The following is a 23751-nucleotide window of genomic DNA, read 5'->3' on the forward strand; positions in this document are numbered from 1 at the left end:
CGTTGGCAATTCTGCCCTTCTGGCTAAATTTCCGGCACAATAATTTCTGCACCGCAATCGTCGTTTGGGCCCCGCCCGCCTTGAAAGTGCCGCGGCAATGTTCCATATGAGCGCCTGAGACCTCTTGCGAATCAAGGGGTCGTAGCGAGCCGCGTGTTCTTAAGCCCCCAGCGGGCCTCTGGCTTGCCCCATATCTCCCAAGCCATCCGACACCCCAAACACGCAGGTGTCTTCTCGACACCCTTTTGCGCGCGCCGCGCCGAATGCGCCGGGCGCCCGCTTTTGACATGGAAAGAACCCCTCTTTTGACTTCGTTTCAGGATTTCGGCCTCGCCGAACCCATCGCACGCGCTCTCCGTGAAGAGAATTACGTCACCCCCACCCCGATCCAGGCCCAGACCGTCCCGCTGGCACTGACCGGCCGCGACGTGGTCGGCATCGCCCAGACCGGCACCGGCAAGACCGCGTCCTTTGCGCTGCCGATCCTGCATCGCCTGCTCGAGAACCGCATCAAGCCGCAGCCCAAGACCGCCCGCGTCCTGGTGCTGTCGCCCACCCGCGAGCTGTCGGGCCAGATTCTCGACAGCTTCAACGCCTATGGCCGCCACATCCGCCTGTCCTCGACACTCGCCATCGGCGGCGTGCCGATGGGCCGCCAGGTCCGCGCGCTCATGCAGGGCGTCGAGGTTCTGGTCGCGACCCCCGGCCGCCTGCTCGACCTCGTACAGAGCAACGGCTTGAGGCTTGGAAGCGTCGAGTTCCTCGTGCTCGACGAGGCCGACCGCATGCTCGACATGGGCTTCATCAACGACATCCGCAAAATCGTCGCCAAGCTGCCGATCAAGCGGCAGACGCTGTTCTTCTCGGCCACCATGCCGAAGGACATTGCCGAGCTCGCCGACGCCATGCTGCGCGACCCCGCCCGCGTTGCGGTGACCCCGGTCTCCTCGACCGCCGAACGGATCAACCAGCGCATCCTGCAGGTCGATTTCTCGGCCAAGCCCGCCTTCCTGACCAAGCTCCTGACGGACGAGCAGATCAACCGCGCGCTGGTCTTCACCCGGACCAAACACGGTGCCGACAAGGTGGTGAAGACGCTGGCCAAGGCGGGCATTGCCGCCAACGCCATTCACGGCAACAAATCGCAGAACCATCGCGAGCGCACGCTGGCCCAGTTCCGCTCGGGCGAGATCCGCACCCTGGTCGCCACCGACATCGCCGCCCGCGGCATCGATGTCGACGGCATCAGCCATGTCATCAATTTCGACCTGCCCAACGTGCCCGAGACCTATGTCCACCGCATCGGCCGCACCGCGCGCGCCGGCGCCGAGGGCACCGCGATCTCGCTGGTCGCAGGGGGCGAGGAGCTCAGCTATCTCCGCGACATCGAGCGGCTGATCAAGGTGGCGCTGCCACGCGAGGATCTCCGCACCGACGCCGGCCGCCGCGACGCAGGCCCTGCCCCGTCGCAGCAGCGACAGGGGCGGCCGGGCGGCCGCCCAGGCCAGCGTCCGCAGGGGGCACGGCACGGCGACGGACGGCGCACCGACGAAAGGCATGCCGACGGACGCCGCCACGGCGCCGGCAAGCAGGGCGACGGACGGCATGTCGACGCGAGGCATGGCGAAGGACGCCATGCCGAGGGCAGACCTGTTGATGGCAGGCCCAACGAAGGCCACAGGGCCTCGAAGGGGGCTCGCCGCCGCCACGGTTCCGGTGGTAAGGTGAATTCCTCACCAACCGAGCGGTCGGAACAGCGTCCCGCGCATAGCGCCGGCAAGCCTGATGGAATACAAGGCGTTGCCTTTTTGCGTCGCGAGAGTCGTCCCAACGGCCGACCGAACCGCAACCCTCATTCGCACTAGACGTCTACGACTGGAGACAACCACATGGCTAAGGAAGAGCTGATCCAGTTCGAAGGACTGGTCACCGAAATCCTCCCCGACGCCCGCTACCGCGTGCAGCTCGACGCCGGACACGAGATCGTTGCCTACACCGCCGGCAAGATGAAGAAGAACCGCATCAAGACGCTCGCGGGCGACCGCGTGACGGTGGAAATGTCGCCTTACGATCTCGAGAAGGGCCGGCTGATTTTCCGCCACAAGGACGAGCGTCCCAGCGGGATGGGCGGACCTCCGCGTCCCGGGCAACGCGGCGGGCAGTTCCGCCGCCGCTAGCGGCGCGCTCGTTCGCTTCTGGCGCGCAAAGCGGAAAGTCGAATTCCAACCTGTGTGTTGATCCGCCGTGGGCATCATGGCGGATCAAAAAATCGTGGGCCTCAGGATTGTTTCGAGACCCTAATTCCGATAAAATGAATTAATCGATTTTCGGCCGGACGACATTAGCATCCACCGGTACAGCCGGTTTAGACACGCTGACGACCCTCCAAAAATTCGATCTAACCTGCCCGCGCAAGCTGGCTTTTACATTGTGTATCTGAGAAGGGTCTACCCCGTGAGCATGGGAACCGTGAAGTGGTTTAACTCGACCAAGGGCTTCGGCTTCATCCAGCCCGACGATGGCGGCAAGGACGTGTTCGTTCACATCAGCGCGGTCGAGCGCGCGGGCCTCGGCTCGCTGCGTGAAGGCCAGAAGATCTCCTACGAGATCGTGGCCGACCGCCGTTCCGGCAAGTCGGCGGCGGACAACCTCCGCGCCGCGGATTGAGCCCGCCGGGCCCGTCGCCCGGATCGACTCGACGAGCCAGCAAACAAAAGGTCGTGCGCGACGCACGGCCTTTTTCATGTCCCAAGCAAGCGGCTGTGCTCAATAGGTCGTGCAGGCCGTAGCCGGGCTGTATTGGACGCAGGCCGCGGAGCAAATCCGCCCGGGCTTCAGTTGGTCTTGGCGCCCGCGCCGGCAGTGCCGCTGGCACTGTTGCTCAGCGAACCGGCCTGGCTCATCGTGTTGTTGAAGTAGGTGTCGCTGTCGCCGAGCGTCACGCGACGCTGGCAAACGGGCATGCAGCTGTAGGACTCGCGCTCGATCCCGCGATAGACGGTGACGAGCCGGTCGCTCGGGCCTTCGACCTGGATCTGGCGGTCGACCAGGATCTCGCCGCCCCGGTCAAGCGCGATGAAATTGGTGGCACCATAGCCCTTCCCGGTCACGACGATCATGCCGCCGGGCTGGAGCGTGACGTCAGCGATCAGGGGATTGCCGACCACGATGGTCGCAACCTTACCGGGGAGCCGGACCAGCTTGGCCTGGTCGACATTGACGGCAATGGTATCGGCGGTGGGCTCGGCAAGCCCGGCGCCGGACGATGCCAGCACCGTAGCCGCAGCCAGAAGGCAGACCCGCGCCTGACGGCGGAGCAACTCTTTACGCATACACTTACTCCCGGGACGTCTCAAACCGGCAGAAACGATCGAGTACAGCGGAGCCGGTGCCCGACCCGGCTAACCTGCCCTTAATTCGTGAACGTTCCGCAAACTCGCCGACTATTGTTTGAAGGGCCCCTCGCTTTGCGATCCTCGGAGACGTTGACACGGCCCTATTGGCGGAACGGAAAGGCGAGCTGGCCGCCGATTTCCTTCGGCATGGCCTCTTCGTCCTTGCCGTAATCCTGCGGCAGCCGGCCCTCCGGCATACGGAAGGTACCGAACAGCACGTCCCAGATCGGGAACGTCCCGGCAAAATTGGTGTCACCGCCCTCTTCCAGCGAGGTGTGGTGCCAGCGGTGGAACACCGGCGTCGCCAGCACGTATCTGAACGGTCCGAAGGTCCAGTTCAGATTGGCGTGCACGAAGGCCGAGTGGAAGGTGGTGAACGGCCCAACCCAGATCATGACGTTCGGGGAGATACCGGCCATCAGCAGCACGACGTCGACACTGATCGTCCCGAGCATGAGATTGACGGGATGGAAGCGCGCCGCGGAAATCCAGCCGATCTCCTCCGACGAATGATGAATCGCGTGGTACTTCCAGAACCCGCCGTCGTGGAAGAGCCGGTGCAGCCAGTACAGCATGAAATCGGACAGCACCAGAAACAGCACGGCCTGCGCCCAAAGCGGCAGCTGCGCCAGCGGGCCATGGCCGTTGTCGTAGAAGGCGATGAGCTCGTCGGCATCGTGGATGTTGAAGACGACGCCGGCGCCGACGATCAGCAGTCCGATCCGCATGGTGCGGGCAAATACGGGGACGAAGAACCAGTAGCAGATGTCGGTGAGGATCTCGCGCTTGCGCCACCACGGCGCGCCGGGATTGCAGGCCCAGAAATGCTCGAGCACGGTGAACACCGCCGCGAGCGCGAGGGTGACAGGCACCATCTTCTGGATGGTCTCCCCGAGCATCAGGGCGACTTGCATGGGCAGGCTCGACATCGTCGCCTCACTTCCGGACTGCTGGTCCCGCTAGGCCTACTCCGTGAAATTTAAGGGACGGTGAAGCCGGCGAGGCGCTGCATTCGGAACCAGACCGAATCTCAACTGCCGCCTTAAGGCGAAATTCACTCTGGCCAAAAGCATCGTGCAACGCGCGGCTTTGCGCGATCGAATTAACTCTACCGAAAGAGCTCGGCTCTCATGCTCGTCGCGTCAAAGACAGCGCCGAACGAGGCGATCCCAACCAGACGGAGTTTTGTTCATGAAGAATCTGATTGCGCGTTTCGCCAAGGATGAATCCGGCGCCACCGCCATCGAATACGGCCTGATCGCTGCCGGCATCGCGCTGGCCATCATCACCGTCGTCAACAATCTCGGCAGCTCGCTGAACACCAAGTTCGGCTCGATCAGCACGTCGCTGAAGTAAGCAGCCGACGAACGACCGCAAAAGCCCCGGACCTCCGGGGCCTTTGTTTTTCTGAAGACGGCGAGTTCCAGTGGCGTTGCGCGAGTACAGATCGAAAGCCGCGGTCGCGGCGAACGAGGCGGAGGCGGCACATGCCGGTTCGCCGGCCTATTGGGTCTGCGTTGCGCTGCTGCTTGCGACGGTCCTGCTCGCGTTGCGCATTGCCAGCCTCTGGTGAACGCGCTTTCGCCGGATCCGGCCTCGCGGCCCGGCCGCCGTTGTCGGTTTGTTTAGCACTGCCGGGCTAGCATCCGCGCCGCCAGCTTCCGCGACACAACCAGGCCTCAAGACGCAGCTCATGATCCTCGACCTTGCGCGCCTTATGCTCTTCCCGGCCCTCATGGCGTTCGCCGCTGCGAGCGATCTCTTCACGATGACGATCTCGAACCGCGTGTCGCTGGTCCTGGTCGCGGGCTTCTTCGCCCTCGCTCTCGCCGGTGGCATGGCACCTTACGAGATGCTGAGCCACGTCGGTGCCGGAGCGCTTCTCCTGGCCGCGGCCTTCGGCTGCTTCGCGATGGGCTGGGTCGGCGGCGGCGATGCCAAGGTCGCGGCCTCGGTCGCCCTCTGGTTCGGCTTTGCCCATCTGATGAACTTCCTGCTCTACGCTTCGCTGTTCGGCGGGGCGCTGACGCTGCTCCTGCTCCAGTTCCGGCAATGGCCGTTGCCCTACGGGCTGGCGGGCCAGGCCTGGCTCGCACGGCTGCACGCCAAGGAGAGCGGCATTCCCTACGGCATCGCGCTCGCACTGAGCGCGCTGATGGTCTACCCGGAGACCGAATGGGTGAAGGCGATCGACCTCGCCCACCTCGCACTGCGCTGAACGCACCGGGTAACCCGGCGTTAAGGCGATTTAGATACGCCTCATTAACCATGCTTTGACGAATAGCTGGTCAACTGCCGATTACGGCGGCGGCAGCGTCGCGGCGTTTTGTTGGAAAGTGAAGCGTATGAATAGGGCACGCATTGTCGTCCTGACGGTCGCCATCTGCGCCGGCGGCGTCGCCGCGTACCTGGCGAGCGGCTCGGACAATTCTGCGCCGCCGCCCGCTCCGGTCGCACAACTTCCAACCGTCGACGTCCTGGTGGCCAAGAACGACATCGGTCTCGGCCAGACCGTCAAGCCGGAAGACGTGCAATGGCAGACCTGGCCGGCCGCGACCGCCAGCGCCACCTTCATTCGCCGCAATGAGCGTCCCGAGGGAGTGACCCAGGTGACCGGCTCGATCGCGCGCGCTCCCTTCATCCAGGGCGAGCCGATCCGCGATCAGAAGCTGGTCAAGGCCGAGGGCTCCGGCTTCATGGCCGCCATCCTGCCGACCGGCATGCGGGCGATCTCGACCGAAATTTCGCCGGAGACCGGCGCGGGCGGCTTCATCCTGCCCAACGACCGCGTCGATGTGCTCCTCACGCGCCGCCTCAAGAATCCGGACCAGAGCAACGGCGCCCAGGACATCATCACGTCCGAGATCATCCTGGCCAACATCCGCGTCCTCGCCATCGACCAGGCGCCGAAGGAGAAGGACGGCCAGAACACGGTGGTCGGCAAGACCGTGACCCTGGAGCTCAATGCCGCGCAGACCCAGGCGCTTTCGTCGGCCCGCCAGGCCGGCACGCTGTCGCTGGCGCTGCGCAGCATAGCCGACGTCAAGATGAGCGAGATCACGCTCGACGAATCCGCGCAGAAGCGCGACGGCGTTTCGATCATTCGCTACGGCATTCCAAGTCAGACGGCGAAAGCACGATGAAGACAGTCGAGATGAAATACAGGTTGAACGCGGCGACGATACGAACCTCGATGGTCCGCGCCCTGTCATTTTCGGCCGCCCTCGCGCTGGCGCTCAATCCGGCGCTGACTCCCGCGATCGCTGCCGATTATCGTCCGATCGCACAGGTCGCCGCCGACGGCCAGATGAACGCGCGGTTCCTCTCGCTCGGCGTCGGCAAATCCATCGTGATCGACCTGCCGCGCGACATCAAGGACGTACTGGTCGCCGACCCCAAGATCGCCAATGCGGTGGTCCGCTCGGCGCAGCGCGCCTATATCATCGGCGCCACTGTCGGCCAGACCAACATCGTGTTCTTCGATTCTGCCGGCCAGCAGATCGCGGCCTATGACATCGCGGTCAAGCGCGACCTCAACGGCGTGCGGGCCGCGCTGAAGCAGATCCTGCCCAATTCCGACATCCAGATCGACGGTCTCGGCGACGGCATCGTCCTGTCCGGCACGGCCGCGAATCCGCTGGAAGCGCAGCAGGCCAACGATCTCGCCGCGCGGCTCGCCGGCGGCGCCGACAAGGTGGTGAACTCGATCGTGGTCCGCGGCCGCGACCAGGTCATGCTGAAGGTGACCGTCGCCGAAGTCCAGCGCAACATCGTCAAGCAGCTCGGCATCGACCTCACCGCGAACCTGAACTATGGCACCTCGGTGGTGAGCTTCACCAACTCCAACCCGTTCACGGCCCTTGGCCGCAATCTGGTGGACGGCAACAACCTGACCACGAAGTTCGGCGCAACGCCGTCCGTACAGGCCACTCTGCGGGCGATGGAGACCGCGGGCGTGATCCGGACGCTGGCCGAGCCGAACCTGACCGCGATCTCCGGCGAGTCCGCGACCTTCATCGCCGGCGGCGAATTCCCGGTGCCGGCAGGCTACGCGTGCGATCCCGTCACGCATGTCTGTACCACCCAGATCAGCTTCAAGAAATTCGGCATCTCGCTCAACTTCACGCCGGTGGTGCTGAGCGAAGGCAAGATCAGCCTGCGCGTGATGACGGAAGTCTCGGAGCTGTCGAACGAGAATTCGATCACGCTGTCCCAGGCCGTGAGCTCGACGTCGGTGAACTCGCTGACGGTGCCCTCGATCAGGACCCGCCGCGCCGAGACCTCGCTGGAAATTCCCTCGGGCGGCGCCATGGCGATGGCCGGCCTGATCCAGCAGCAGACCAAGCAGGCGGTCAGCGGGTTGCCGGGGCTGATGCAGCTTCCGATCCTCGGTACGCTGTTCCGCAGCCGCGACTTCGTCAACAATGCGACCGAACTGGTCGTGATCGTGACGCCCTATGTCGTTCGCGCGGTCGCGCAAAAGGATCTGTCGCGACCGGATGACGGCTTCGCCGCGCCTTCCGATCCGCAGGCCGAGCTGATCGGCAACATCAACCGCATCTACGGCGTGCCCGGCCGGACCGAACCGGCCCGGAACTACCGCGGCACCTACGGCTTCATCACCGACTGAGGCGGAACGGGGACCCACGATGATCACAAGACAACCCCAGCTTCGCAAATGCGCTATCCGCCTCGGTGGCGCGCTCGCCGGCATGGCGCTCGTCCTCGGCGGCTGCCAGCACGACCAGGAGGTCACCGCCTCCATTCCCGACGACTACAAGCAGCGCCACCCGATCGCGATCGAAGAGCAGAACCGCTCGATCGTCGTCTTCGTCGGCCACGCGCGCGGCGGCTTGACCGCCGCCCAGCGCGCCGACGTGATGGGCGTCGCCTCGGCCTGGCTGCGCGAAGGCACCGGCGCCATCCGCATCGACGCGCCAACCGGCACGCCGAACGCACGTCCGGTCGCAGACACCATGCGCGAGATCCAGGCGATGCTGGCCGCGGCAGGCGTCCCGCCGCGTGGCGTCGTCGTTCGTCCCTATCAACCGGAAGACAAGCGCTTCCTGCCGCCGATCCGGCTGACCTATTCCAAGATCGCCGCGGTCGCGGGCCCCTGCGGTCTGTGGCCGGACGACATCGGCCCCTCGATGAAGAACAGGAGCTGGTTCGAGAACAAGGACTATTACAATTACGGCTGCGCCTATCAGCGCAACCTCGCCGCGATGGTCGACAATCCCAGCGATCTCGAGCAGCCGAGGGCTGAGACGCCGCCTTACATGGCGCGCCGCACCACGGCCATGGAGAAGTATCGCAAGGGAACGACGACCGCGACCACCTATCCCGAAGCCGACAAGGCCAAACTCAGCGACACCGGCAAATGATCAGCTACGCTCGCCAGCCTCAAGAAGAGCAGCCGGAGACCCCGCCCCCGCCGGTCGAGGAGCATATTGCACCCTCGCCGCGCGTCTCGGTGCAGGCCTTCTGCGAGACCGTGGAGACCGCTGCCGCGGTGCAGTCGGCCGGCGAGGATCGTCGTCTCGGCAAGGCCCATCTGAAGATCCAGATGGGCGGCATGGCGGCGGCGATCGAAGCCTATCGGTCCGCCCCGACGCCGAACGTGATCGTGCTCGAGAGCGACGGCCGCAACGACCTGCTCGGCGGGCTCGACCAGCTCGCCACCGTCTGCGACGCCGGCACCCGCGTGGTCGTGATCGGCCGCATCAACGACGTCATGCTCTATCGCGAGCTGGTGCGCCGCGGCGTCAGCGATTACGTGCTCGCGCCGGTCGGCGCCATCGACGTCGTGCGCTCGATCTGCAATCTGTTCTCGGCCCCCGAAGCCAAGGCGGTCGGCCGCATCATCGCCGTGGTCGGCGCCAAGGGCGGCGTCGGCGCGTCTACCATCTCCCACAACGTCGCCTGGGCGATCGCCCGCGATCTCGCGATGGATGCAGTCGTCGCCGATCTCGACCTCGCCTTCGGCACCGCCGGGCTGGACTACAACCAGGACCCACCGCAGGGCATTGCCGACGCCGTGTTCTCACCCGATCGCGTCGATACGGCCTTCATCGACCGCCTGCTGTCGAAATGCACCGACCATCTCAGCCTGCTGGCAGCGCCCGCGACGCTCGACCGGGTCTATGATTTCGGCTCCGACGCCTTCGATGCCGTATTCGACACGCTGCGTTCCACCATGCCGTGCATCGTGCTCGACATCCCGCACCAATGGTCGGGCTGGACCAAGCGCGCCCTGATCGGAGCGGACGACATCCTGATCGTGGCGGCGCCCGATCTCGCCAATTTGCGCAATACAAAGAACCTGTTCGATCTGTTGAAGGCCTCGCGCCCCAACGACCGCCCGCCGCTCTACTGCCTGAACCAGGTGGGCGTGCCGAAACGGCCGGAGATCGCCGCCGCGGAATTCGCCAAAGCGATCGAGAGCCAGCCGGTCGCCTCGATCCCGTTCGAACCGCAAATCTTCGGCTCGGCGGCCAACAACGGCCAGATGATCGCGGAGATTTCCGCCAACCACAAGTCGATCGAGATGTTCCTTCAGATCGCCCAGCGCCTGACCGGGCGCAGCGAGACGAAGAAGCAAAAGTCGTCCTTGCTTTCACCGCTGATTGAGAAGTTGCGGGGAAAATAAGCCGCCGCATGGAGTTGTTAAGTGTTCGGTAAGCGTAGCGGAACAGACACCGACTTTCGGGCTCCCAAGCCCGGCGCCGTGCCGCCCGAGCCCTCCCAGGCTCCGGCGCCGACGGTGTCGCGCGCCCCGCCCCCGCCGGCCGTCGCCTCGCCCCCGCTTGCTCCTGCCAAGGCCCCGCCGCCTCCCCCCATGGAGAGCCGGCGCTCGGACAATTATTACGAGGTCAAGGCGACCATTTTCGGCGCGCTGATCGAGGCCATCGACCTCGCCCAGCTCGCCAAGCTCGATTCGGAGTCCGCGCGCGAGGAAATCCGCGACATCGTCAACGAGATTATCGCGATCAAGAACATCGTGATGTCGATCGCCGAGCAGGAAGAGCTGCTCGACGACATCTGCAACGACGTGCTCGGCTACGGCCCGCTGGAGCCTCTGCTCGCGCGCGACGATATCGCGGACATCATGGTGAACGGGGCCGGCACCGTCTTCATCGAAGTCGGCGGCAAGATCCAGCGCACCGGAATCCGCTTTCGCGACAACCAGCAGCTCCTCAATATCTGTCAGCGCATCGTCAGCCAGGTCGGACGCCGAGTCGACGAATCCTCGCCGATCTGCGACGCGCGCCTTGCCGACGGCTCCCGCGTCAACGCCATCGTACCGCCGCTCGCGGTCGACGGTCCCGCCCTCACCATCCGAAAGTTCAAGAAGGACAAGCTGACGCTCGATCAGCTCGTCAAGTTCGGCGCGATCTCGCCGGAAGGCGCCGAGATCCTCCAGATCATCGGCAGGGTCCGCTGCAACGTGCTAATCTCGGGCGGTACCGGCTCGGGCAAGACAACGCTGCTCAACTGTCTGACCAACTACATCGAGCACGACGAGCGGGTCATCACCTGCGAGGACGCCGCCGAGCTCCAGCTCCAGCAGCCTCACGTGGTGCGGCTCGAAACCCGCCCACCCAACATCGAGGGCGAAGGCCAGGTCACGATGCGCGAGCTGGTGCGCAACTGCCTGCGTATGCGCCCCGAACGCATCATCGTCGGCGAAGTCCGCGGACCCGAGGCGTTCGACCTGCTTCAGGCCATGAACACCGGCCATGACGGCTCGATGGGCACGCTCCACGCCAACAATCCGCGCGAGGCGCTGTCGCGCTGCGAATCCATGATCACGATGGGCGGCTTCTCTCTGCCCTCGCGCACCATCCGCGAGATGATCTGCGCCTCCATCGACGTCATCGTCCAGGCCGCGCGCCTGCGCGACGGCTCGCGCCGCATCACCCACGTCACCGAGGTGATGGGCATGGAAGGCGACACCATCATCACCCAGGACATCTTTCTCTACGACCTGATCGGCGAAGACGCCAACGGCAAGATCATCGGCAAGCACCGCTCGACCGGAATCGGCCGCCCGAAGTTCTGGGAACGCGCCCGCTATTACGGCGAGGAGAAGCGGCTTGCCGCCGCGCTAGACGCCGCCGAATCGGCGCCGCCAAATTGAGCTGGTCGCCATGAACATGCAGGTCCTCGCCCTCGCCTTCCTTGCCACCGCCGCCGTCGGCGGCATCGCCTGGGTCTTCCTCTATCCACTCCTGTCCGGAGAGCGGAAGGCCGAAAGCCGTCGCGCCTCGATCTCGCGTGCCGACGCGCCCGCGGCCAAGCAGACCGAGAAGAGCCAACGATCGCGCCGTGAGCAGGTCGAGACGTCGCTCAAGGATCTCGAGGCACGGCGTCAGCAAGAGAAGAGCGTTCCGCTCAGCGTCCGCATCTCGCAGGCAGGGCTCGACTGGACCCCGCAGAAATTCTGGGTCGTGTCCGCCGTCGTGGCAGGCGTGCTGTTCGCCGCTGCAATGTTCGTCGGAGGCGGCTTGCTGGGCGCCGCCGGGCTTGCCTTTGCCGGCGGTTTCGGCCTGCCGCGCTGGGCACTAAGCTTCCTGAAGAAGCGCCGCGAGACCAAGTTCCTGGCGGCGCTACCGGATGCGGTCGACGTGATCGTGCGCGGCATCAAGGCGGGCTTGCCGCTGTTTGAATCGATCAAGGTCGTCGCGGCCGATGCGCCGGAGCCGCTGCGCAGCGAATTCCTCCAGATCATCGAGACGCAGGCGATCGGCATGCCGCTCGGCGAGGCCTGCTCGCGGCTCTATGACCGCATGCCGCTGCCGGAGGCGAACTTCTTCGGCATCGTGATCTCGATCCAGCAGAAGTCGGGTGGCAACCTCTCCGAAGCGCTCGGCAACCTCTCCAAGGTGCTGCGCGACCGCAAGAAGATGAAGGAGAAGATCCAGGCGATGTCGATGGAGGCCAAGGCCTCGGCCGGCATCATCGGCTCGCTGCCGCCGATCGTGATGTTCCTCGTCTATCTCACGACGCCGCACTACATCTCGCTGCTTTGGACTCATCCCACCGGCCAGCTCATGCTGGTCGGCTGCGTCATCTGGATGTCGATCGGCATCATGGTGATGAAGAAGATGATCAACTTCGATTTTTGACGGTGCCGTATGGTCGAGTTTCTCGTTTCGAAGCTACATGACGTCCGCTTCATGACCATGCTGCTGGCGGCCATCGCCGCCAGCGCCACCGTCTATACGCTGGTGATGCCTTTGTTTGCCGGCGAGGGACTCTCCAAGCGCATGAAGGCCGTGGCCAGCGAGCGTGAGCGCCTGCGGCAGCGCGAGCGCGAGCGCCTGAACAAGAACGAGAAGGTCTCGCTGCGCCAGACCCCGAAGCAGCTCGTCTCCAAAGTGGTCGAGGACTTCAACCTCACCAAATGGCTCGCGCAGGAAGCCGCCCGCGACAAGCTCATCATGGCGGGCTATCGCGGCCAGGCCCCCTACATCACCTTCCTGTTTGCCCGCATGGTCGCTCCGATCGGGCTCTTCATCGGCGCCGCCATCTACGTCTTCCTGATCGCGCATATGGAGCAGTCGATGCCGATCAAGATCGGTATCTGCGTCGGCGCCGCCTATCTCGGCCTCCAGGCGCCAATGCTGTTCCTCAAGAACGCGATCTCCAAGCGCCAGCTCTCGATCAAGCGCGCTTTTCCCGATGCACTCGACCTGCTGCTGATCTGTATCGAATCCGGCATGTCGGTCGAAATGGCGTTCCGGAAGGTCGCCACCGAGATCGTCGGCCAGTCCATTGCGCTGTCGGAGGAGTTCGCGCTGACCACGGCCGAGCTGTCCTACTTGCAGGACCGCAAGATGGCCTATGAGAATCTGGCGCGGCGCACCGGGCTCGAAGGCGTCAAGTCGGTGTGTCTTGCGCTTCAGCAGGCGGAGCGCTACGGCACGCCGCTCGGGCATTCCCTGCGCGTCATGGCGCAGGAAAACCGCGACATGCGCATGAACGAGGCCGAGAAGAAGGCCGCTGCGCTGCCGCCGAAGCTGACGGTGCCGATGATCCTGTTCTTCCTGCCGGTGCTGTTCGTCGTCATTCTCGGACCGACCGGCATCAAGATCACCGAACTGCATTGACGCGAGAGCTCACGGGCGCAGTCGGCCGGCGAGCTCGAGCTTCCAAAGATCAGGCCGATCAGTCGGGCTGGCTGAGCGAGGCGACCGGCGTCCGCTTCGAGACGCCGTGCGGGGCGTCGTTGCGGTTCAGCATCTCCTTGAGGTAGGCGACGTTGGCTGCGGCCTGGTCCGGTGGCAGGTCCGCTTTCACGATGGTCTCGGCCTCGGCAAAGCGGCCCTGGAGACCGACGACCAGAGCGAGATTCTGCCGCACCCGGGCGCTCGCGCGCGGCGACGCATAGGCCTGCCGCAATGCCTCTTCGGCTTTGGGCAGATTCCTCGTCAACATGTAGGACAGGCCGAGATTGGAGAGCACCCCGGGATCACCGGGCGCGAGCTTCAGCGCGCTCGCGTAATAGGAGCGCGCCTCGTCGTGGCGGCCCATCTGATCGAGCGCGGTGCCCTGCACGGAGAGCAGGCGCCAGTCGGGATTGTCTGGCGAATGCGCCTTCGACAGCACGTCGAAAGCCTGCTGGAAATTGCCGTTGTCGGAGAGCGCGCGGCCATACTGGGCGAGCAGCGCCTTGTTGCCGGGATTGGCGATGGTCGCCTGCTCGAGCACGGCGGCGGCCTGGGCACGCTGGCCATTGGCGCGCAAGGCCTGGCCATAGGCCAGCGCGGCGTCAGCATCCTTGGGGTTGGCGCGATAGCGCTCGCCATAGACTTCGGTGGCGCGCGCGGGATCGATGGGAGCGGCTTCCGCACGCGGCCCGATCGAGCCCGTGACGTCGGAGAGCTTTGACATGCCCGTGCAGCCGCCGAGGCCCATGGCCACCGCCGCGACCAGCGAGGTGGACGCAAGAAGCCGGGCGAAACTGAACCGTTGACGCATGACGCTTTGACTCTCGAGCCGATTGATCGAGCCGCACGCGCCAGCAATAGACTGTTAACCCTAACGGCCGGTTAACGTCAGCCCACCTGCCCTTCATTGCGGCACCTGCGGCGGCGCTTCGCCGCCAAGGCCGAGATCGAGCCCGAGATCGAGCCCGAGCACCTTCACGCTCTCGTTCAGGTCCCGCAGCAATTCCACTCTCAGCCGCGCCTGGAGCTGAATGTCGATGGCCTCGCGCGGCTGCTTCGGCAGTTGGCGCAGGAGATCAGCGCCATTGATCAAGCGCCTGTCGCGGAGCTCTTCGAGCTGGACGGGATCGATGCCGAGCAGGTCGGCGGAAAGCGCGATCAATCGATCGAGCAGCGCGCTCACCCCGACCGGCGCTTCGATGGCGGGCCTCGACCCCGACCTTGCGAGCTTGCCTTCGAGGTTCATCCAGACATGCGACGAGACGATGTAGGTGTAGAGCGCATTCGCCCAATTCGGCTCGGCTTCGTCATAGAAGCTTCGGCGCATGAACAGCCGGCGGGTGAGCGCCGCAGCCTGATCGCGCTTCAGCGCGGCGCACGAACCGATCTCGATGGCCACCTGAACCGCGGGGTCGCGAGAAAAGTCCCGTCCTGCCGGCAGCCTGATGGTGCCGTCGGGCAGGTTTGAATCGAGCGGCCGGAACGCGCCGTCGTTGCGCGACCGCGAATAGCGGGTGATCGCGAAATGGTGCTCCGTGCAGCCGTCACGAGAGGTGGGAGCGAGACGGATGATGTTGAAGCCGGCATCGTCGCCGCCCTGTCCGGTCGAGGACGGGCAGGAGAGCACGTAGATCGTGCGCCAGAACCCTTCACCGCCTTCGCGCGAGGTGGCACGCGGATCGGGAATCGAATAACGCGTCAGTCCCTCGACATGCCGGTGACCGTGCAGGATCAGATTGACATTGAGTGACGTCGCCGCCTCGAGGAAGGTCGCGGGCGCCGCCAGATACATCAGCGGCTCGTCGGGCACGCCGAGAAACCGCTTTCCTTCGCCAGTCGCCTGCGGCAGCGGATGATGGTGCAGCGCCAGCACGCGGACCAGGTTTTCCACCGGTTCGGCGTAGTCGGCGCGTCCAGCCGAGCCGAGACTGCCTGCGAGCTCGACGCTCAACCGGGCTGAATCGGTGACCATCGCCTTGTAATTGCTCTCGTCGATATTGCCGCTCGCGAACGCCGAGAGACTGGCGCGGTTGGAATCCAGCAGCACCAGATCAAGACCGGCCTGGCGGTAGTAGACGCTCTTCGAGGTCCGCGGCAGATGCAAATAGTCATAAACGTCGTGACGGCCCGCGCGCTGGCTCGGCCGCTTGACGTCGTGATTGCCGGCAACGGCCTGGATGTCCGTGAACAGTCCGGTCTGCCGGAGGGACGCGATGACCGCGAGCGCTTCGTCGAGCGCGCGCGGCGTCGGATCGTCCACGAGGTCGCCTGTGATCAGCAGGATGCGGTCGGGAACGTCGGCGAACGCCGCCATCCTCTCCCGGAGAGCGGCATTGAGCACCTCGATCGACGCAAGCAGTCGGCCTGATCCGTCCAGATGCAGGTCGGAAATCTGCGCAATGACGAACGATCTATCCATTATGCGCCGCTCATTTGCGAATGCTGCGCCGCTCACGCGATGGGAGAAATGCTTTTCAAGAGAACAAGATCAGGCCAATGTCCGACCGCGTGCCGCCGCGTGCTGCCATCAATGGGTGCAGAACGGCACGAGACAATCTAAAATATCTGCTGATAATGACACAACCACAGCGCTAGTAAAGTCCTGCACTGCGATCGCGTGACCGGCGGTTCCAATGAGATACGAGATCTGCCCGGCGGCGGTTTCGGCACGCCCTGTCAATATTCGATGGCAAGCCGCTTGCGGATTTCATCAACCCGCTTGTCGAGCGCATCGAACCGCGCGTGCACGGAGCGGTCGTGGAGATAGAAGACATAACCTCCGGCCAGGAACGCGAAGATCCAATGATGATGCTCGACATAGCCGAACACCGCCTCGATGGCCTGGCCGACGAATATGACCACGCTCCACGCAAATTCCATCGTGAGTCCTCCCGGCAGGCTTCGTCTCCGGTCGCCGGCAATCTCACAGTCGCGCGGCCACCCTCGGAACCTAGCATGACCCCCATGCTGCGAGTAGCGGCTCACCCGGCGGTGACGGCAAAGCCGATTGCAGCGGCGGCGAAACTCTGCGAAGTCTCGTCCGTTCGCACGACCTGCTTGATCTGACGATCCGGACCCGCCAATGCCTTCTGTCTTCGAGACGTCGCCCACCGCCATCCCGATCATCTTCGTCACCAAATCGAGCTGGGATCAGGTCGCCGAGACGCTGCCGCCGGCGCAACGTCAGTTCGCCACTGCGAACGCCTTTGCCGCCAGGCCCGGCGGCTATCTGGCGCTGCCCGCCCCGGACGGCGCGATTGCGCAGGTGCTGTTCGGCCTCGAGGACGAGGGCGCCAGATCGCGCGACCCGTTCCGGCCGGGCGCCCTGCCCGGCCTGCTGCCGCCCGGCACCTATCGCTTCGCCAATGCGCCGCACGATGCGCGGTTGGCGGCACTCGCCTTCGCGCTCGGCAGCTATCGTTTCGCCCGCTACCGCAAGGCCGACAGGCCCGACGTCCGGCTGGTGCCGCCTGACGGCGTCGACGCGACCGAGATCGATCGCATGGCAGATGCGTCGATGCTGGCGCGCGACCTCATCAACACACCGGCCAACGACATGGGACCGGAGGATCTCGCCGCGGCCGCGCAGGCGCTCGCCGCCGAGTTCGGCGCGAGCTTCGCCTGCACCATCGGTGAAGACCTGAAGACGAATTTTCCGCTGATCCACGCCGTCGGCATGGCCTCCAGCCGCGCACCGCGGCTGATCGACATCGGCTGGGGCGATCCTGGTCATCCCAAGGTGACGCTGGTCGGCAAGGGCGTCTGCTTCGACACCGGCGGGCTCGACCTGAAGCCGTCGAGCGGCATGCTGATCATGAAGAAGGACATGGGTGGTGCCGCCAACGTGCTGGCGCTCGCGCGCATGGTGATGGATGCGAGGCTGAAAGTGCGGCTGCGCGTGCTGATCCCGGCCGTCGAGAACGCGGTCGCCGGCAATGCCTTCCGTCCGCTCGACATCTTCACCTCGCGCAAGGGCATCACGGTCGAGATCGGCAACACCGACGCCGAAGGCCGGCTCGTGCTCGCCGATGCTCTGGCGCTCGCCGACGAGGAGAAGCCCGACCTGCTGATCGATCTGGGCACGCTGACCGGCGCCGCGCGCGTCGCGCTGGGGCCGGATCTGCCGCCCTTTTACACCAATGATGAAACACTGGCCGCCGACGTCGCGCGTTGCGCGGCGAAGGAGAACGATCCGTTGTGGCGCATGCCGCTGTGGCCGCCTTACGATGCCTGGCTGGATTCCAAGACGGCGACAATCACCAATGCCCCATCGGGCGGCTTTGCCGGCTCGATCACCTGCGCGCTGTTCCTGCAGCGCTTCGTCGAGCACGCCGGGAGCTGGCTGCATGTCGACATCTATGGCTGGACGCCGTCGGCGAAGCCGGCGCGGCCCGAAGGCGGCGAGTGCCAGGCTGCGCGGGCCATCTACGCACTCCTGAGCCAACGCTATGCATGATCCAGGATACGATCCGCGGCTGACGGCGGCGCGAGGCGACATCGCCGCGAAATATCTCGAAGGCAAGGTCGAGGCGGATCGCTTCGTCGCCGGCGAGGAATTCGAGGTGATCGAGGCGGTCGCGCCGATGCGCGAGCAGCCATCCTCGGACGCGATGCTGATGACCGAGGCGCTGCGCGGCGAGCGTGTCACCATCTACGACCGCAACGGCGAAGGTTGGGCCTGGGGCCAGCTCAATGGCGACGGCTATGTCGGCTGGCTTCCCGACGCAGCGCTGGCGCGCCCCGCGGCGGCGCCGACCCACGTCGTCAGCGCGCTGCGGACGTTTGTCTTTCCCGGTCCCTCGATCAAGCTGCCGCCGGTGGACACGCTGGTGCTGGGATCAAAGCTCACGATCGGGTGCGAGGATGGGGCCTTCGCAGTGACGCGTGACATCACGTTCGTGCCGACGGCGCATCTCGCGCCGCTGGATCATCGCGAGCCGGATTTCGTCACCATCGCCGAGCGCTTCGTCGGCACGCCCTATCTCTGGGGCGGCAAGAGCAGTCTCGGCATCGACTGCTCCGGTCTGGTGCAGGTCTCGCTAACATCTTCAGGCATCGGCTGCCCGCGCGACAGCGACATGCAGCAGGCCGGGCTCGGCCGCGCGCTGGAGCCGCATGAGCGGGGCAGCTTGCGGCGCGGCGACCTGATCTTCTGGAAGGGCCACGTCGCGATCGTGCGCGATGCCAGCACGATGGTCCATGCCAATGCGTATCATATGGCCACGGTGATCGAGCCGATCGAGTTGGCGATCGCACGGATCAGGGCCGCGGGCAGCGACGTCGTCGTGATCAAGCGGCTGTAGGGCCTGGGTCGAGCGGATCGTAAACACGACCCTGTTCCCGGTATCCGAACAGGTTTCGGACGCGATTGCTGAGGGAAATGGAACCCTTCATTTTCTGCGAAAGGGCACCCGCGCCCCCGGCAAATGGGCACCTTGCGGCGCGGCTACGGAACAACGTTACATCTGAGGAGATCTGCGGAACGAAACGCGGCGTCAGTCTTTCTCTGCCTTTGGGAGGTGCCCCATGAGTTCTCAGGCCAGAGAAGGCGCGTGTGCGTTCGCTTGGCGAAACTACTTGCTGCGTCACAGCGGCATCAGCGAAAATGACAACCGGCGTTCCGCCCTCCACCGCTACATCTCCAATCTTCGCGATACCGGCGAGGATGATTTCAATCTCTTGCAAATAGCCGCAGTCGCCTACTTGAAAAAGCTGGACGAACTGCATGACGACCGATGCGCAAGACTCGCGGCAGATCAGGCTTTGGCCGAATGTTTGGAAGCAAGCAATTCACAACCCGACCGGTAGCTTTAGGCAATAACACCAGGGCGAAGGAGCGAACAGCATGGCAGACAATACCAATGCAGACCGTTTCGCGCGCGACCCGCAACGGCGCATCGCCGCAGCGACAGCAATCGGCATGAACGCCTTGAAGCCGATGATGCACTTTCAGGTCTCGATGCTGAGGATGTGGGCTGATAGCATCGAAAGGCTCGAGGCCAGTTACGAAAAGCGGCTGGAAGAAACTGCGACCACGCGCGAGGAACTTTCAGACAAGGACCGCGCCGCGTAGATCGACTGATCATGAATGCGTCGCGCCGGCTTTCCTCTCGGAAGGCGACGTTGGGGCCGAAATGGCCACACGCCGCTCTTGGGCGAAAGAGTTCCACCCGCCCGACATCTTGAGAAAGCCGGCCCGACCTTCTCGATCGGGAGCGCCAGCGGGGGCCGTCGCCAGCTTGTTGTTGATCGTGTTCAGAAGCCTCGCGACGAAAATCATCATCAGTATCCCGGCAATGCTGACCACGATCTGCATCGTGAGCCCCTCCGAGATGTCGAGCAGCGCAAGGTGGCCGGCAAGCGCCAGGAGCACGCCCAGACAATAGATCGGCAACGAGTTCTCACCACAAAACCTCGCGTAGCGCAGCGCCGGCGCCGATAGTCCGCGCCAATTCCTTGGAATGAGTCGCAACACCACGATTGCAAGGGCCAGAAAATGCAGCACCCGCAACGGACTAAGGTTGGACTTGTCCTGCGGAAACAGCAGAGCCGTCAAGGATTGCTGAACCGGCGGCTTGATGCCCCAACTCAGCGCAAGAACCAAGCTGGAAGCCAGATAGAGTGCAGCAAGAGCAAGCACCGTGCGCGACATCACCCAGGGTCGGATCGTTTCTCCCGCGATGACACACCACGCACCCAGCACGAAGAGAAGCTGCCAAGCGAGCGGATTGAAGAACCAGACGCCGTTGGGCCAGGCTGGAACACTCCATCCGAATGCATGCACGAGTGCATAGAGCAGGAACGAGACTCCAAGCGTCACGTTTGGTGCTCGCAACAACAGCCACAGCAGTGGCGCGAACAACACGTGAAACATCAAGAAAACTGGCAAGACGTCGGTGTTGACGGGGCGGTATTGCAGGATTGCAGCGTGCGCCAGCGTCGGCCCAGGATTCTCGAGGAGAACTCGCGTATTGCTCTCGTCGGCAAGGTCATCGCTGCCCGCGAGGTAGACGAGGACGGCGCAGGCAAGCGTGAGCAGCAGAAACGCGGCGTAGATGTCCCATCCCCGTCGCAGGGAACGGCCGATCGTGCCGCTCCAGCCCTCGCGCTGCCGTGCCCTGCCGTAGGCCAGCGCACAGGTCACGCCCGAGACGAACATGAATATCTCGGCAGCATCGCAGAAGCCGTAGTTGCGCGGTGTCAGCCAGCTTCCGATGTTGTTCGGAACATGGTCAAGAAATATCCACCACAGCGCGAGCCCCCGACAAATATCGATGCGCAGGTCGCGGCCATCGGCCCGGAACTCCGGCGGAGTTTCGCCGATCAACCGCTTTGAGGTGCGAACTCTATCATGCATCTGCTGACCTGCCCGGCGTCTGCGGACACCCTCATCGGATAGGTCAATGAGACGCTCGGATGCTCCGGAGCTTGGGCGGCCGAGCGAGTCTCCGACCGAACGATGCGGTTACGCGCTCCAACTGCCCGATGGCTGGGGTTCTTTCGTCGTCCAGCCGCCACTCTGATCGCCGGCATCGGACGGATCACCCGTCTCCCATGGCGCTTCCAGGATGTCGCCGCCGGTAACGGGTATCAAAAGCTGCTTTCGCATTTCGGTGAGACGGGCGCGGCAGTACTCACGGTAAAGTATGTCTACTATGGTGAACATGATCGAACCCTCGCTTGATCATCACCGCTGCCCCGCGATAAATCTCGGCCATTTCAACCGGCGGTAAGACGAACGACGCCGGAAGTCATTTGTGTCCGGCAAACTCTGATGACGAAGCCCGACACGAAATCGCTATCAGAGAACACCCAGTGCTGCAGAACAGTCCGCACCGCGGGTCGTTGAGTTCGACCAAGCGCGAATGACGTCGTAAAGCTGGATTTGCGCTTTCACTCCGCCAGGGACGTTCAAACCGAAGGCGATGGCGGCAATCAGAAATAGACCTATCACGATTGACTCCTCTTAAAGGAGATTTTCTCGCCGCGAATTTCGAAACCACTATTGGCGTAATTTTTTGGGCGGCACGTGAGCTAGTTCACATCAGCATCCATCACAGGTGAATGAGACTAGCAAACGAGGAATGTAAGTTCTTGGAGTTCTGCGTACCTTGCGAAGACGGCTGGTGCGCGAATTGCAAAATGCGGATACCGACAGCAACGACGCAGCGTTTCAACCCGACGTTTTATCAAGGCTGGAGGTCCCTCATGTCTATGGACGCAGCCGATTTTATATCGCACAGATTCTCAACGCGCGAACTTCCGGAGCGGCTGCGACTTCCGCTATGGCGCGAGAGCTTTGTGCGCGGGATTGTCCACGCCGACATCGAGCCCTTATCGAGTGCTCCGTTTCACGCCGACGCAACCCTGCAGGCGAGCCGGGGTTTGCGCACGCTCGCACTGAAAGGCACGTCCATGCGTTTCAAGCGCTTGAAGGCGAGCCTTGCCGATGGCGATGACTCGATCGGGCTCATCGTCTGCTTACCCAACAGAAGTCAGCTGTCGCAGCGTGGGCGGGAGATTGAGCTTTGCGGGGGCGACGCACTCGCGATTCTGCATTCGGAGCCCGCCACCGTCACCTACGTCGACGGACTGCTGTTCGGTCTGGCGGTGCCGCGCGACACGCTTGCGCAGCGCGTGGCGGACATCGAAAGCCTGGCGATGCGGCTGATTCCCCAGCGAACTGAAGCGCTCCGTCTTCTCATGGCTTACCTCAAGTCGGCATTCAAGGAGGGCGCTCTGGCCACACCCAAGCTGCGTGATGCGGTCGTAGCTCACATCTATGATCTCACCGCCCTCGCCGTCGGCGAGTGCGCCCCCTTGGGCGATAGCGACGCGAGTGCCGTCGTCGCCGCGCGCCACAGCGCCGTACTCGACTACATCGCGACACACTTTCAGGACCCGGGACTTAGGGTCGAGGCGGTCGCGCGTCGCCAAGGCATCTCACCTCGCTATCTACAGCGCCTGATGGCGTCGTCAGGCTCATCGTTTACCGGACACGTGAATGAGCTGCGCCTCCAGCTTGCGCTCAAGCTGCTGACCGAGGCGCGCCTCAGCGCGCAGCGAATTTCCGATATTGCTCTGGAAGTCGGCTTCTCGGATGTTTCGCATTTCAATCGCTTGTTCCGGGCTCGCTTCGGCGATTCGCCGCGCGGCGTGCGTTACGCCAGAAGAGATTCCGGTGAGCCGCGTGCCTCTGAACATGAACGGCACGCGCGGGATGCCACTGCCGAATGACGGATTGGGTCGCTGTTTTCCGACGTTGACTTGTGCGCCTCGGGCTGGATTTCGTCACTGTTGCCGAACGCTTCGTCGGCACGCCCTATCTCTGGGGCGGCAAGAGCAGCCTCGGCATCGATTGCTCGGGCCTGGTGCAGGTCTCGTTGACCGCGGCCGGCATCGGCTGTCCGTGCGACAGCGACATGCAGCAGGCGGGCCTCGGCCGCGCGCTGGATTCACATGAACGAGACAAGCTGCAACGCGGCGATCTGATCTTCTGGAAAGGCATGTCGCCATCGTCCGCGACGCCGGCACCATGGTCCACGCCAATGCGCATCACATGGCGACGGTGATCGAGCCGATCGAGCCGGCGATCGCACGGATCAAGGCCCCGGGCAGCGACGTCGTCGTGATCGAGCGGCTTTAGGCGCACGCCCGTCAAATTGCCGGTCCGCGTCCCGGCGAGCGTTGGATTGATCTATCTCAAGCTCCGCCCGAAATGCGGACCCAGCTTACCTTCGCAAGCCGGCGATACGTCCGGGCGATCGGAAGGTGGGGCATGTATCGGCATATTCTCATTCCGACAGATGGCTCCGAGCTGGCGCAGCGCGGGGTGGCGCATGGATTGGCCTTGGCCAAATCCGAGGGCGCGAAGGTATCTCTCATCTATGTTGTGGAACCGCTGCTTGCTGTTACCGGCGATTTTGCGAGTGTGCTGGATCGCGCAGAGAGGGCGGCCAGGGAGGCCGGCGTAAGCTACGACACAATCCAGGTGGAGCACGGCCAGCCTGACCAAGCCATCGTCGCAGCAGCGGAGGACAAAGGCTGCGATCTCATTGTGATGTCATGGCACGGCCGCAGCGGGCTTTCGACGCTTCTCATCGGAAGTGTGACAAACAAGGTGCTGACCTACGCGACAATCCCCGTGCTGGTCTGCCGATGAACATGCGGACCGCTCGATCCAG

General features: G+C 64.1%; 25 protein-coding genes and 1 pseudogene. 20 read left to right on the forward strand and 6 right to left on the reverse strand.

The genetic code is table 11. The annotated features are described in order from the left end of the window. Positions 1–263: 263 nt before the first annotated feature. The 3 genes from HAP40_RS33890 (at position 264) to HAP40_RS33900 (ending at position 2667) form a co-directional block, all read left to right on the forward strand. Positions 264–1865, forward strand: a complete 1602-nt coding sequence (locus HAP40_RS33890) for a DEAD/DEAH box helicase (RefSeq protein ID WP_166813100.1) — start codon at positions 264–266, stop codon at positions 1863–1865. Between the two features lie 24 nt (positions 1866–1889). Further along, complete coding sequence (gene infA / locus HAP40_RS33895; RefSeq protein ID WP_007599789.1) at positions 1890–2177, forward strand: translation initiation factor IF-1; 288 nt, start codon at positions 1890–1892, stop codon at positions 2175–2177. 277 nt (positions 2178–2454) lie between these two features. Beyond that, positions 2455–2667 carry a cold-shock protein gene (locus HAP40_RS33900; RefSeq protein WP_166813098.1) on the forward strand — a complete coding sequence of 71 codons (213 nt, stop codon included), beginning with the start codon at positions 2455–2457 and terminating at the stop codon, positions 2665–2667. A gap of 167 nt (positions 2668–2834) precedes the next feature. Here HAP40_RS33900 and HAP40_RS33905 read toward each other — a convergent pair whose 3' ends face one another. After that, entirely contained in the window at positions 2835–3332 is a 498-nt protein-coding gene (locus HAP40_RS33905) for a pilus assembly protein N-terminal domain-containing protein (protein WP_166813097.1), read from the reverse strand. 164 nt (positions 3333–3496) lie between these two features. After that, positions 3497–4324, reverse strand: coding sequence for a sterol desaturase family protein (locus HAP40_RS33910; protein ID WP_166813095.1), 828 nt, complete (start codon positions 4322–4324; stop codon positions 3497–3499). A gap of 262 nt (positions 4325–4586) precedes the next feature. Here HAP40_RS33910 and HAP40_RS33915 point away from each other — a divergent pair, with 262 nt between their 5' ends. The 10 genes from HAP40_RS33915 (at position 4587) to HAP40_RS33960 (ending at position 13507) form a co-directional block, all read left to right on the forward strand. Next, positions 4587–4751 (forward strand): Flp family type IVb pilin, encoded by a 165-nt coding sequence (locus HAP40_RS33915; RefSeq protein WP_166813093.1) that lies wholly within the window; start codon positions 4587–4589, stop codon positions 4749–4751. A 70-nt stretch (positions 4752–4821) separates the two neighbouring features. Further along, positions 4822–4968 (forward strand): hypothetical protein, encoded by a 147-nt coding sequence (locus HAP40_RS33920; protein WP_166813091.1) that lies wholly within the window; start codon positions 4822–4824, stop codon positions 4966–4968. 120 nt (positions 4969–5088) lie between these two features. Further along, positions 5089–5613 carry an A24 family peptidase gene (locus HAP40_RS33925; protein ID WP_166813089.1) on the forward strand — a complete coding sequence of 175 codons (525 nt, stop codon included), beginning with the start codon at positions 5089–5091 and terminating at the stop codon, positions 5611–5613. A 127-nt stretch (positions 5614–5740) separates the two neighbouring features. After that, a complete protein-coding gene (cpaB, locus tag HAP40_RS33930) occupies positions 5741–6538 on the forward strand; it encodes a Flp pilus assembly protein CpaB (protein WP_166813087.1) in 798 nt (265 codons plus the stop codon). A gap of 11 nt (positions 6539–6549) precedes the next feature. After that, positions 6550–8025 carry a type II and III secretion system protein family protein gene (locus HAP40_RS33935; protein ID WP_166819238.1) on the forward strand — a complete coding sequence of 492 codons (1476 nt, stop codon included), beginning with the start codon at positions 6550–6552 and terminating at the stop codon, positions 8023–8025. A gap of 19 nt (positions 8026–8044) precedes the next feature. After that, the gene (locus HAP40_RS33940) at positions 8045–8779 is read left to right on the forward strand and encodes a CpaD family pilus assembly protein (protein WP_166813085.1); all 735 of its coding nucleotides are present in this window, start codon (positions 8045–8047) and stop codon (positions 8777–8779) included. Beyond that, positions 8776–10044 carry an AAA family ATPase gene (locus tag HAP40_RS33945; RefSeq protein ID WP_166813083.1) on the forward strand — a complete coding sequence of 423 codons (1269 nt, stop codon included), beginning with the start codon at positions 8776–8778 and terminating at the stop codon, positions 10042–10044. The genes HAP40_RS33940 and HAP40_RS33945 overlap by 4 nt, the downstream gene beginning before the upstream one ends. A gap of 21 nt (positions 10045–10065) precedes the next feature. Next, on the forward strand, positions 10066–11535 hold the full coding sequence (locus HAP40_RS33950; protein WP_166813081.1) for a CpaF family protein: 1470 nt from the start codon (positions 10066–10068) through the stop codon (positions 11533–11535). 10 nt (positions 11536–11545) lie between these two features. Continuing rightward, positions 11546–12523: a type II secretion system F family protein gene (locus HAP40_RS33955; protein WP_166813079.1), complete on the forward strand. Its 978-nt coding sequence runs from the start codon at positions 11546–11548 to the stop codon at positions 12521–12523. A gap of 9 nt (positions 12524–12532) precedes the next feature. Next, positions 12533–13507, forward strand: a complete 975-nt coding sequence (locus HAP40_RS33960) for a type II secretion system F family protein (protein WP_166813077.1) — start codon at positions 12533–12535, stop codon at positions 13505–13507. Between the two features lie 58 nt (positions 13508–13565). On the opposite strand, the gene HAP40_RS33965 is transcribed toward HAP40_RS33960, so the two are convergent. The 3 genes from HAP40_RS33965 to HAP40_RS33975 form a co-directional block, all read right to left on the reverse strand. Then, positions 13566–14378, reverse strand: coding sequence for a tetratricopeptide repeat protein (locus tag HAP40_RS33965; protein ID WP_166813075.1), 813 nt, complete (start codon positions 14376–14378; stop codon positions 13566–13568). A 93-nt stretch (positions 14379–14471) separates the two neighbouring features. Next, positions 14472–15986, reverse strand: coding sequence for a metallophosphoesterase family protein (locus HAP40_RS33970; RefSeq protein WP_166813073.1), 1515 nt, complete (start codon positions 15984–15986; stop codon positions 14472–14474). Between the two features lie 257 nt (positions 15987–16243). Then, positions 16244–16447 carry a hypothetical protein gene (locus tag HAP40_RS33975; RefSeq protein WP_166813071.1) on the reverse strand — a complete coding sequence of 68 codons (204 nt, stop codon included), beginning with the start codon at positions 16445–16447 and terminating at the stop codon, positions 16244–16246. 202 nt (positions 16448–16649) lie between these two features. On the opposite strand from HAP40_RS33975, the gene HAP40_RS33980 reads away from it, so the two are divergent. From HAP40_RS33980 to HAP40_RS33995, 4 genes are all read left to right on the forward strand, one after another. Next, positions 16650–18023 carry a leucyl aminopeptidase family protein gene (locus HAP40_RS33980; RefSeq protein ID WP_166813069.1) on the forward strand — a complete coding sequence of 458 codons (1374 nt, stop codon included), beginning with the start codon at positions 16650–16652 and terminating at the stop codon, positions 18021–18023. After that, on the forward strand, positions 18016–18870 hold the full coding sequence (locus HAP40_RS33985; protein WP_166813067.1) for a C40 family peptidase: 855 nt from the start codon (positions 18016–18018) through the stop codon (positions 18868–18870). The genes HAP40_RS33980 and HAP40_RS33985 overlap by 8 nt, the downstream gene beginning before the upstream one ends. A gap of 223 nt (positions 18871–19093) precedes the next feature. Further along, the gene (locus tag HAP40_RS33990; protein WP_166813066.1) at positions 19094–19375 is read left to right on the forward strand and encodes a hypothetical protein; all 282 of its coding nucleotides are present in this window, start codon (positions 19094–19096) and stop codon (positions 19373–19375) included. A gap of 37 nt (positions 19376–19412) precedes the next feature. Next, positions 19413–19640: a hypothetical protein gene (locus HAP40_RS33995; protein ID WP_166813064.1), complete on the forward strand. Its 228-nt coding sequence runs from the start codon at positions 19413–19415 to the stop codon at positions 19638–19640. 9 nt (positions 19641–19649) lie between these two features. Here the strand turns inward: HAP40_RS33995 and HAP40_RS34000 are convergent, their stop codons facing one another. Next, on the reverse strand, positions 19650–20924 hold the full coding sequence (locus HAP40_RS34000) for an OpgC domain-containing protein (protein ID WP_166813062.1): 1275 nt from the start codon (positions 20922–20924) through the stop codon (positions 19650–19652). 851 nt (positions 20925–21775) lie between these two features. Between HAP40_RS34000 and HAP40_RS34005 the strand changes: the two genes are divergently transcribed. The 3 genes and pseudogenes from HAP40_RS34005 to HAP40_RS34015 all read left to right on the forward strand — a co-directional run bounded on the left by HAP40_RS34005 (position 21776) and on the right by HAP40_RS34015 (position 23729). Next, positions 21776–22804: an AraC family transcriptional regulator gene (locus HAP40_RS34005; protein ID WP_166813060.1), complete on the forward strand. Its 1029-nt coding sequence runs from the start codon at positions 21776–21778 to the stop codon at positions 22802–22804. 47 nt (positions 22805–22851) lie between these two features. Beyond that, positions 22852–23213 (forward strand): annotated as a pseudogene (locus HAP40_RS34010) (C40 family peptidase); the annotation flags it as partial. Between the two features lie 132 nt (positions 23214–23345). Then, the gene (locus HAP40_RS34015) at positions 23346–23729 is read left to right on the forward strand and encodes a universal stress protein (RefSeq protein ID WP_166813058.1); all 384 of its coding nucleotides are present in this window, start codon (positions 23346–23348) and stop codon (positions 23727–23729) included. Positions 23730–23751 lie beyond the last annotated feature (22 nt).

Origin of the sequence: Bradyrhizobium sp. 1(2017) (genome assembly GCF_011602485.2) — a bacterium.
In the GTDB taxonomy this organism is placed as follows: Bacteria; Pseudomonadota; Alphaproteobacteria; order Rhizobiales; family Xanthobacteraceae; genus Bradyrhizobium.

Coding starts and splice junctions, on each gene's coding strand:
- HAP40_RS33890 (WP_166813100.1), top strand. CDS start 264: ATGCGCCGGGCGCCCGCTTTTGACATGGAAAGAACCCCTCTTTTGACT.
- infA (WP_007599789.1), top strand. CDS start 1,890: ATGGCTAAGGAAGAGCTGATCCAGTTCGAAGGACTGGTCACCGAAATC.
- HAP40_RS33905 (WP_166813097.1), bottom strand. CDS start 3,332: ATGCGTAAAGAGTTGCTCCGCCGTCAGGCGCGGGTCTGCCTTCTGGCT.
- HAP40_RS33910 (WP_166813095.1), bottom strand. CDS start 4,324: ATGTCGAGCCTGCCCATGCAAGTCGCCCTGATGCTCGGGGAGACCATC.
- HAP40_RS33915 (WP_166813093.1), top strand. CDS start 4,587: ATGAAGAATCTGATTGCGCGTTTCGCCAAGGATGAATCCGGCGCCACC.
- HAP40_RS33925 (WP_166813089.1), top strand. CDS start 5,089: ATGATCCTCGACCTTGCGCGCCTTATGCTCTTCCCGGCCCTCATGGCG.
- cpaB (WP_166813087.1), top strand. CDS start 5,741: ATGAATAGGGCACGCATTGTCGTCCTGACGGTCGCCATCTGCGCCGGC.
- HAP40_RS33935 (WP_166819238.1), top strand. CDS start 6,550: ATGAAATACAGGTTGAACGCGGCGACGATACGAACCTCGATGGTCCGC.
- HAP40_RS33940 (WP_166813085.1), top strand. CDS start 8,045: ATGATCACAAGACAACCCCAGCTTCGCAAATGCGCTATCCGCCTCGGT.
- HAP40_RS33945 (WP_166813083.1), top strand. CDS start 8,776: ATGATCAGCTACGCTCGCCAGCCTCAAGAAGAGCAGCCGGAGACCCCG.
- HAP40_RS33955 (WP_166813079.1), top strand. CDS start 11,546: ATGAACATGCAGGTCCTCGCCCTCGCCTTCCTTGCCACCGCCGCCGTC.
- HAP40_RS33960 (WP_166813077.1), top strand. CDS start 12,533: ATGGTCGAGTTTCTCGTTTCGAAGCTACATGACGTCCGCTTCATGACC.
- HAP40_RS33965 (WP_166813075.1), bottom strand. CDS start 14,378: ATGCGTCAACGGTTCAGTTTCGCCCGGCTTCTTGCGTCCACCTCGCTG.
- HAP40_RS33970 (WP_166813073.1), bottom strand. CDS start 15,986: ATGGATAGATCGTTCGTCATTGCGCAGATTTCCGACCTGCATCTGGAC.
- HAP40_RS33975 (WP_166813071.1), bottom strand. CDS start 16,447: ATGGAATTTGCGTGGAGCGTGGTCATATTCGTCGGCCAGGCCATCGAG.
- HAP40_RS33980 (WP_166813069.1), top strand. CDS start 16,650: ATGCCTTCTGTCTTCGAGACGTCGCCCACCGCCATCCCGATCATCTTC.
- HAP40_RS33985 (WP_166813067.1), top strand. CDS start 18,016: ATGCATGATCCAGGATACGATCCGCGGCTGACGGCGGCGCGAGGCGAC.
- HAP40_RS33990 (WP_166813066.1), top strand. CDS start 19,094: ATGAGTTCTCAGGCCAGAGAAGGCGCGTGTGCGTTCGCTTGGCGAAAC.
- HAP40_RS33995 (WP_166813064.1), top strand. CDS start 19,413: ATGGCAGACAATACCAATGCAGACCGTTTCGCGCGCGACCCGCAACGG.
- HAP40_RS34000 (WP_166813062.1), bottom strand. CDS start 20,924: ATGCATGATAGAGTTCGCACCTCAAAGCGGTTGATCGGCGAAACTCCG.
- HAP40_RS34005 (WP_166813060.1), top strand. CDS start 21,776: ATGTCTATGGACGCAGCCGATTTTATATCGCACAGATTCTCAACGCGC.
- HAP40_RS34015 (WP_166813058.1), top strand. CDS start 23,346: ATGTATCGGCATATTCTCATTCCGACAGATGGCTCCGAGCTGGCGCAG.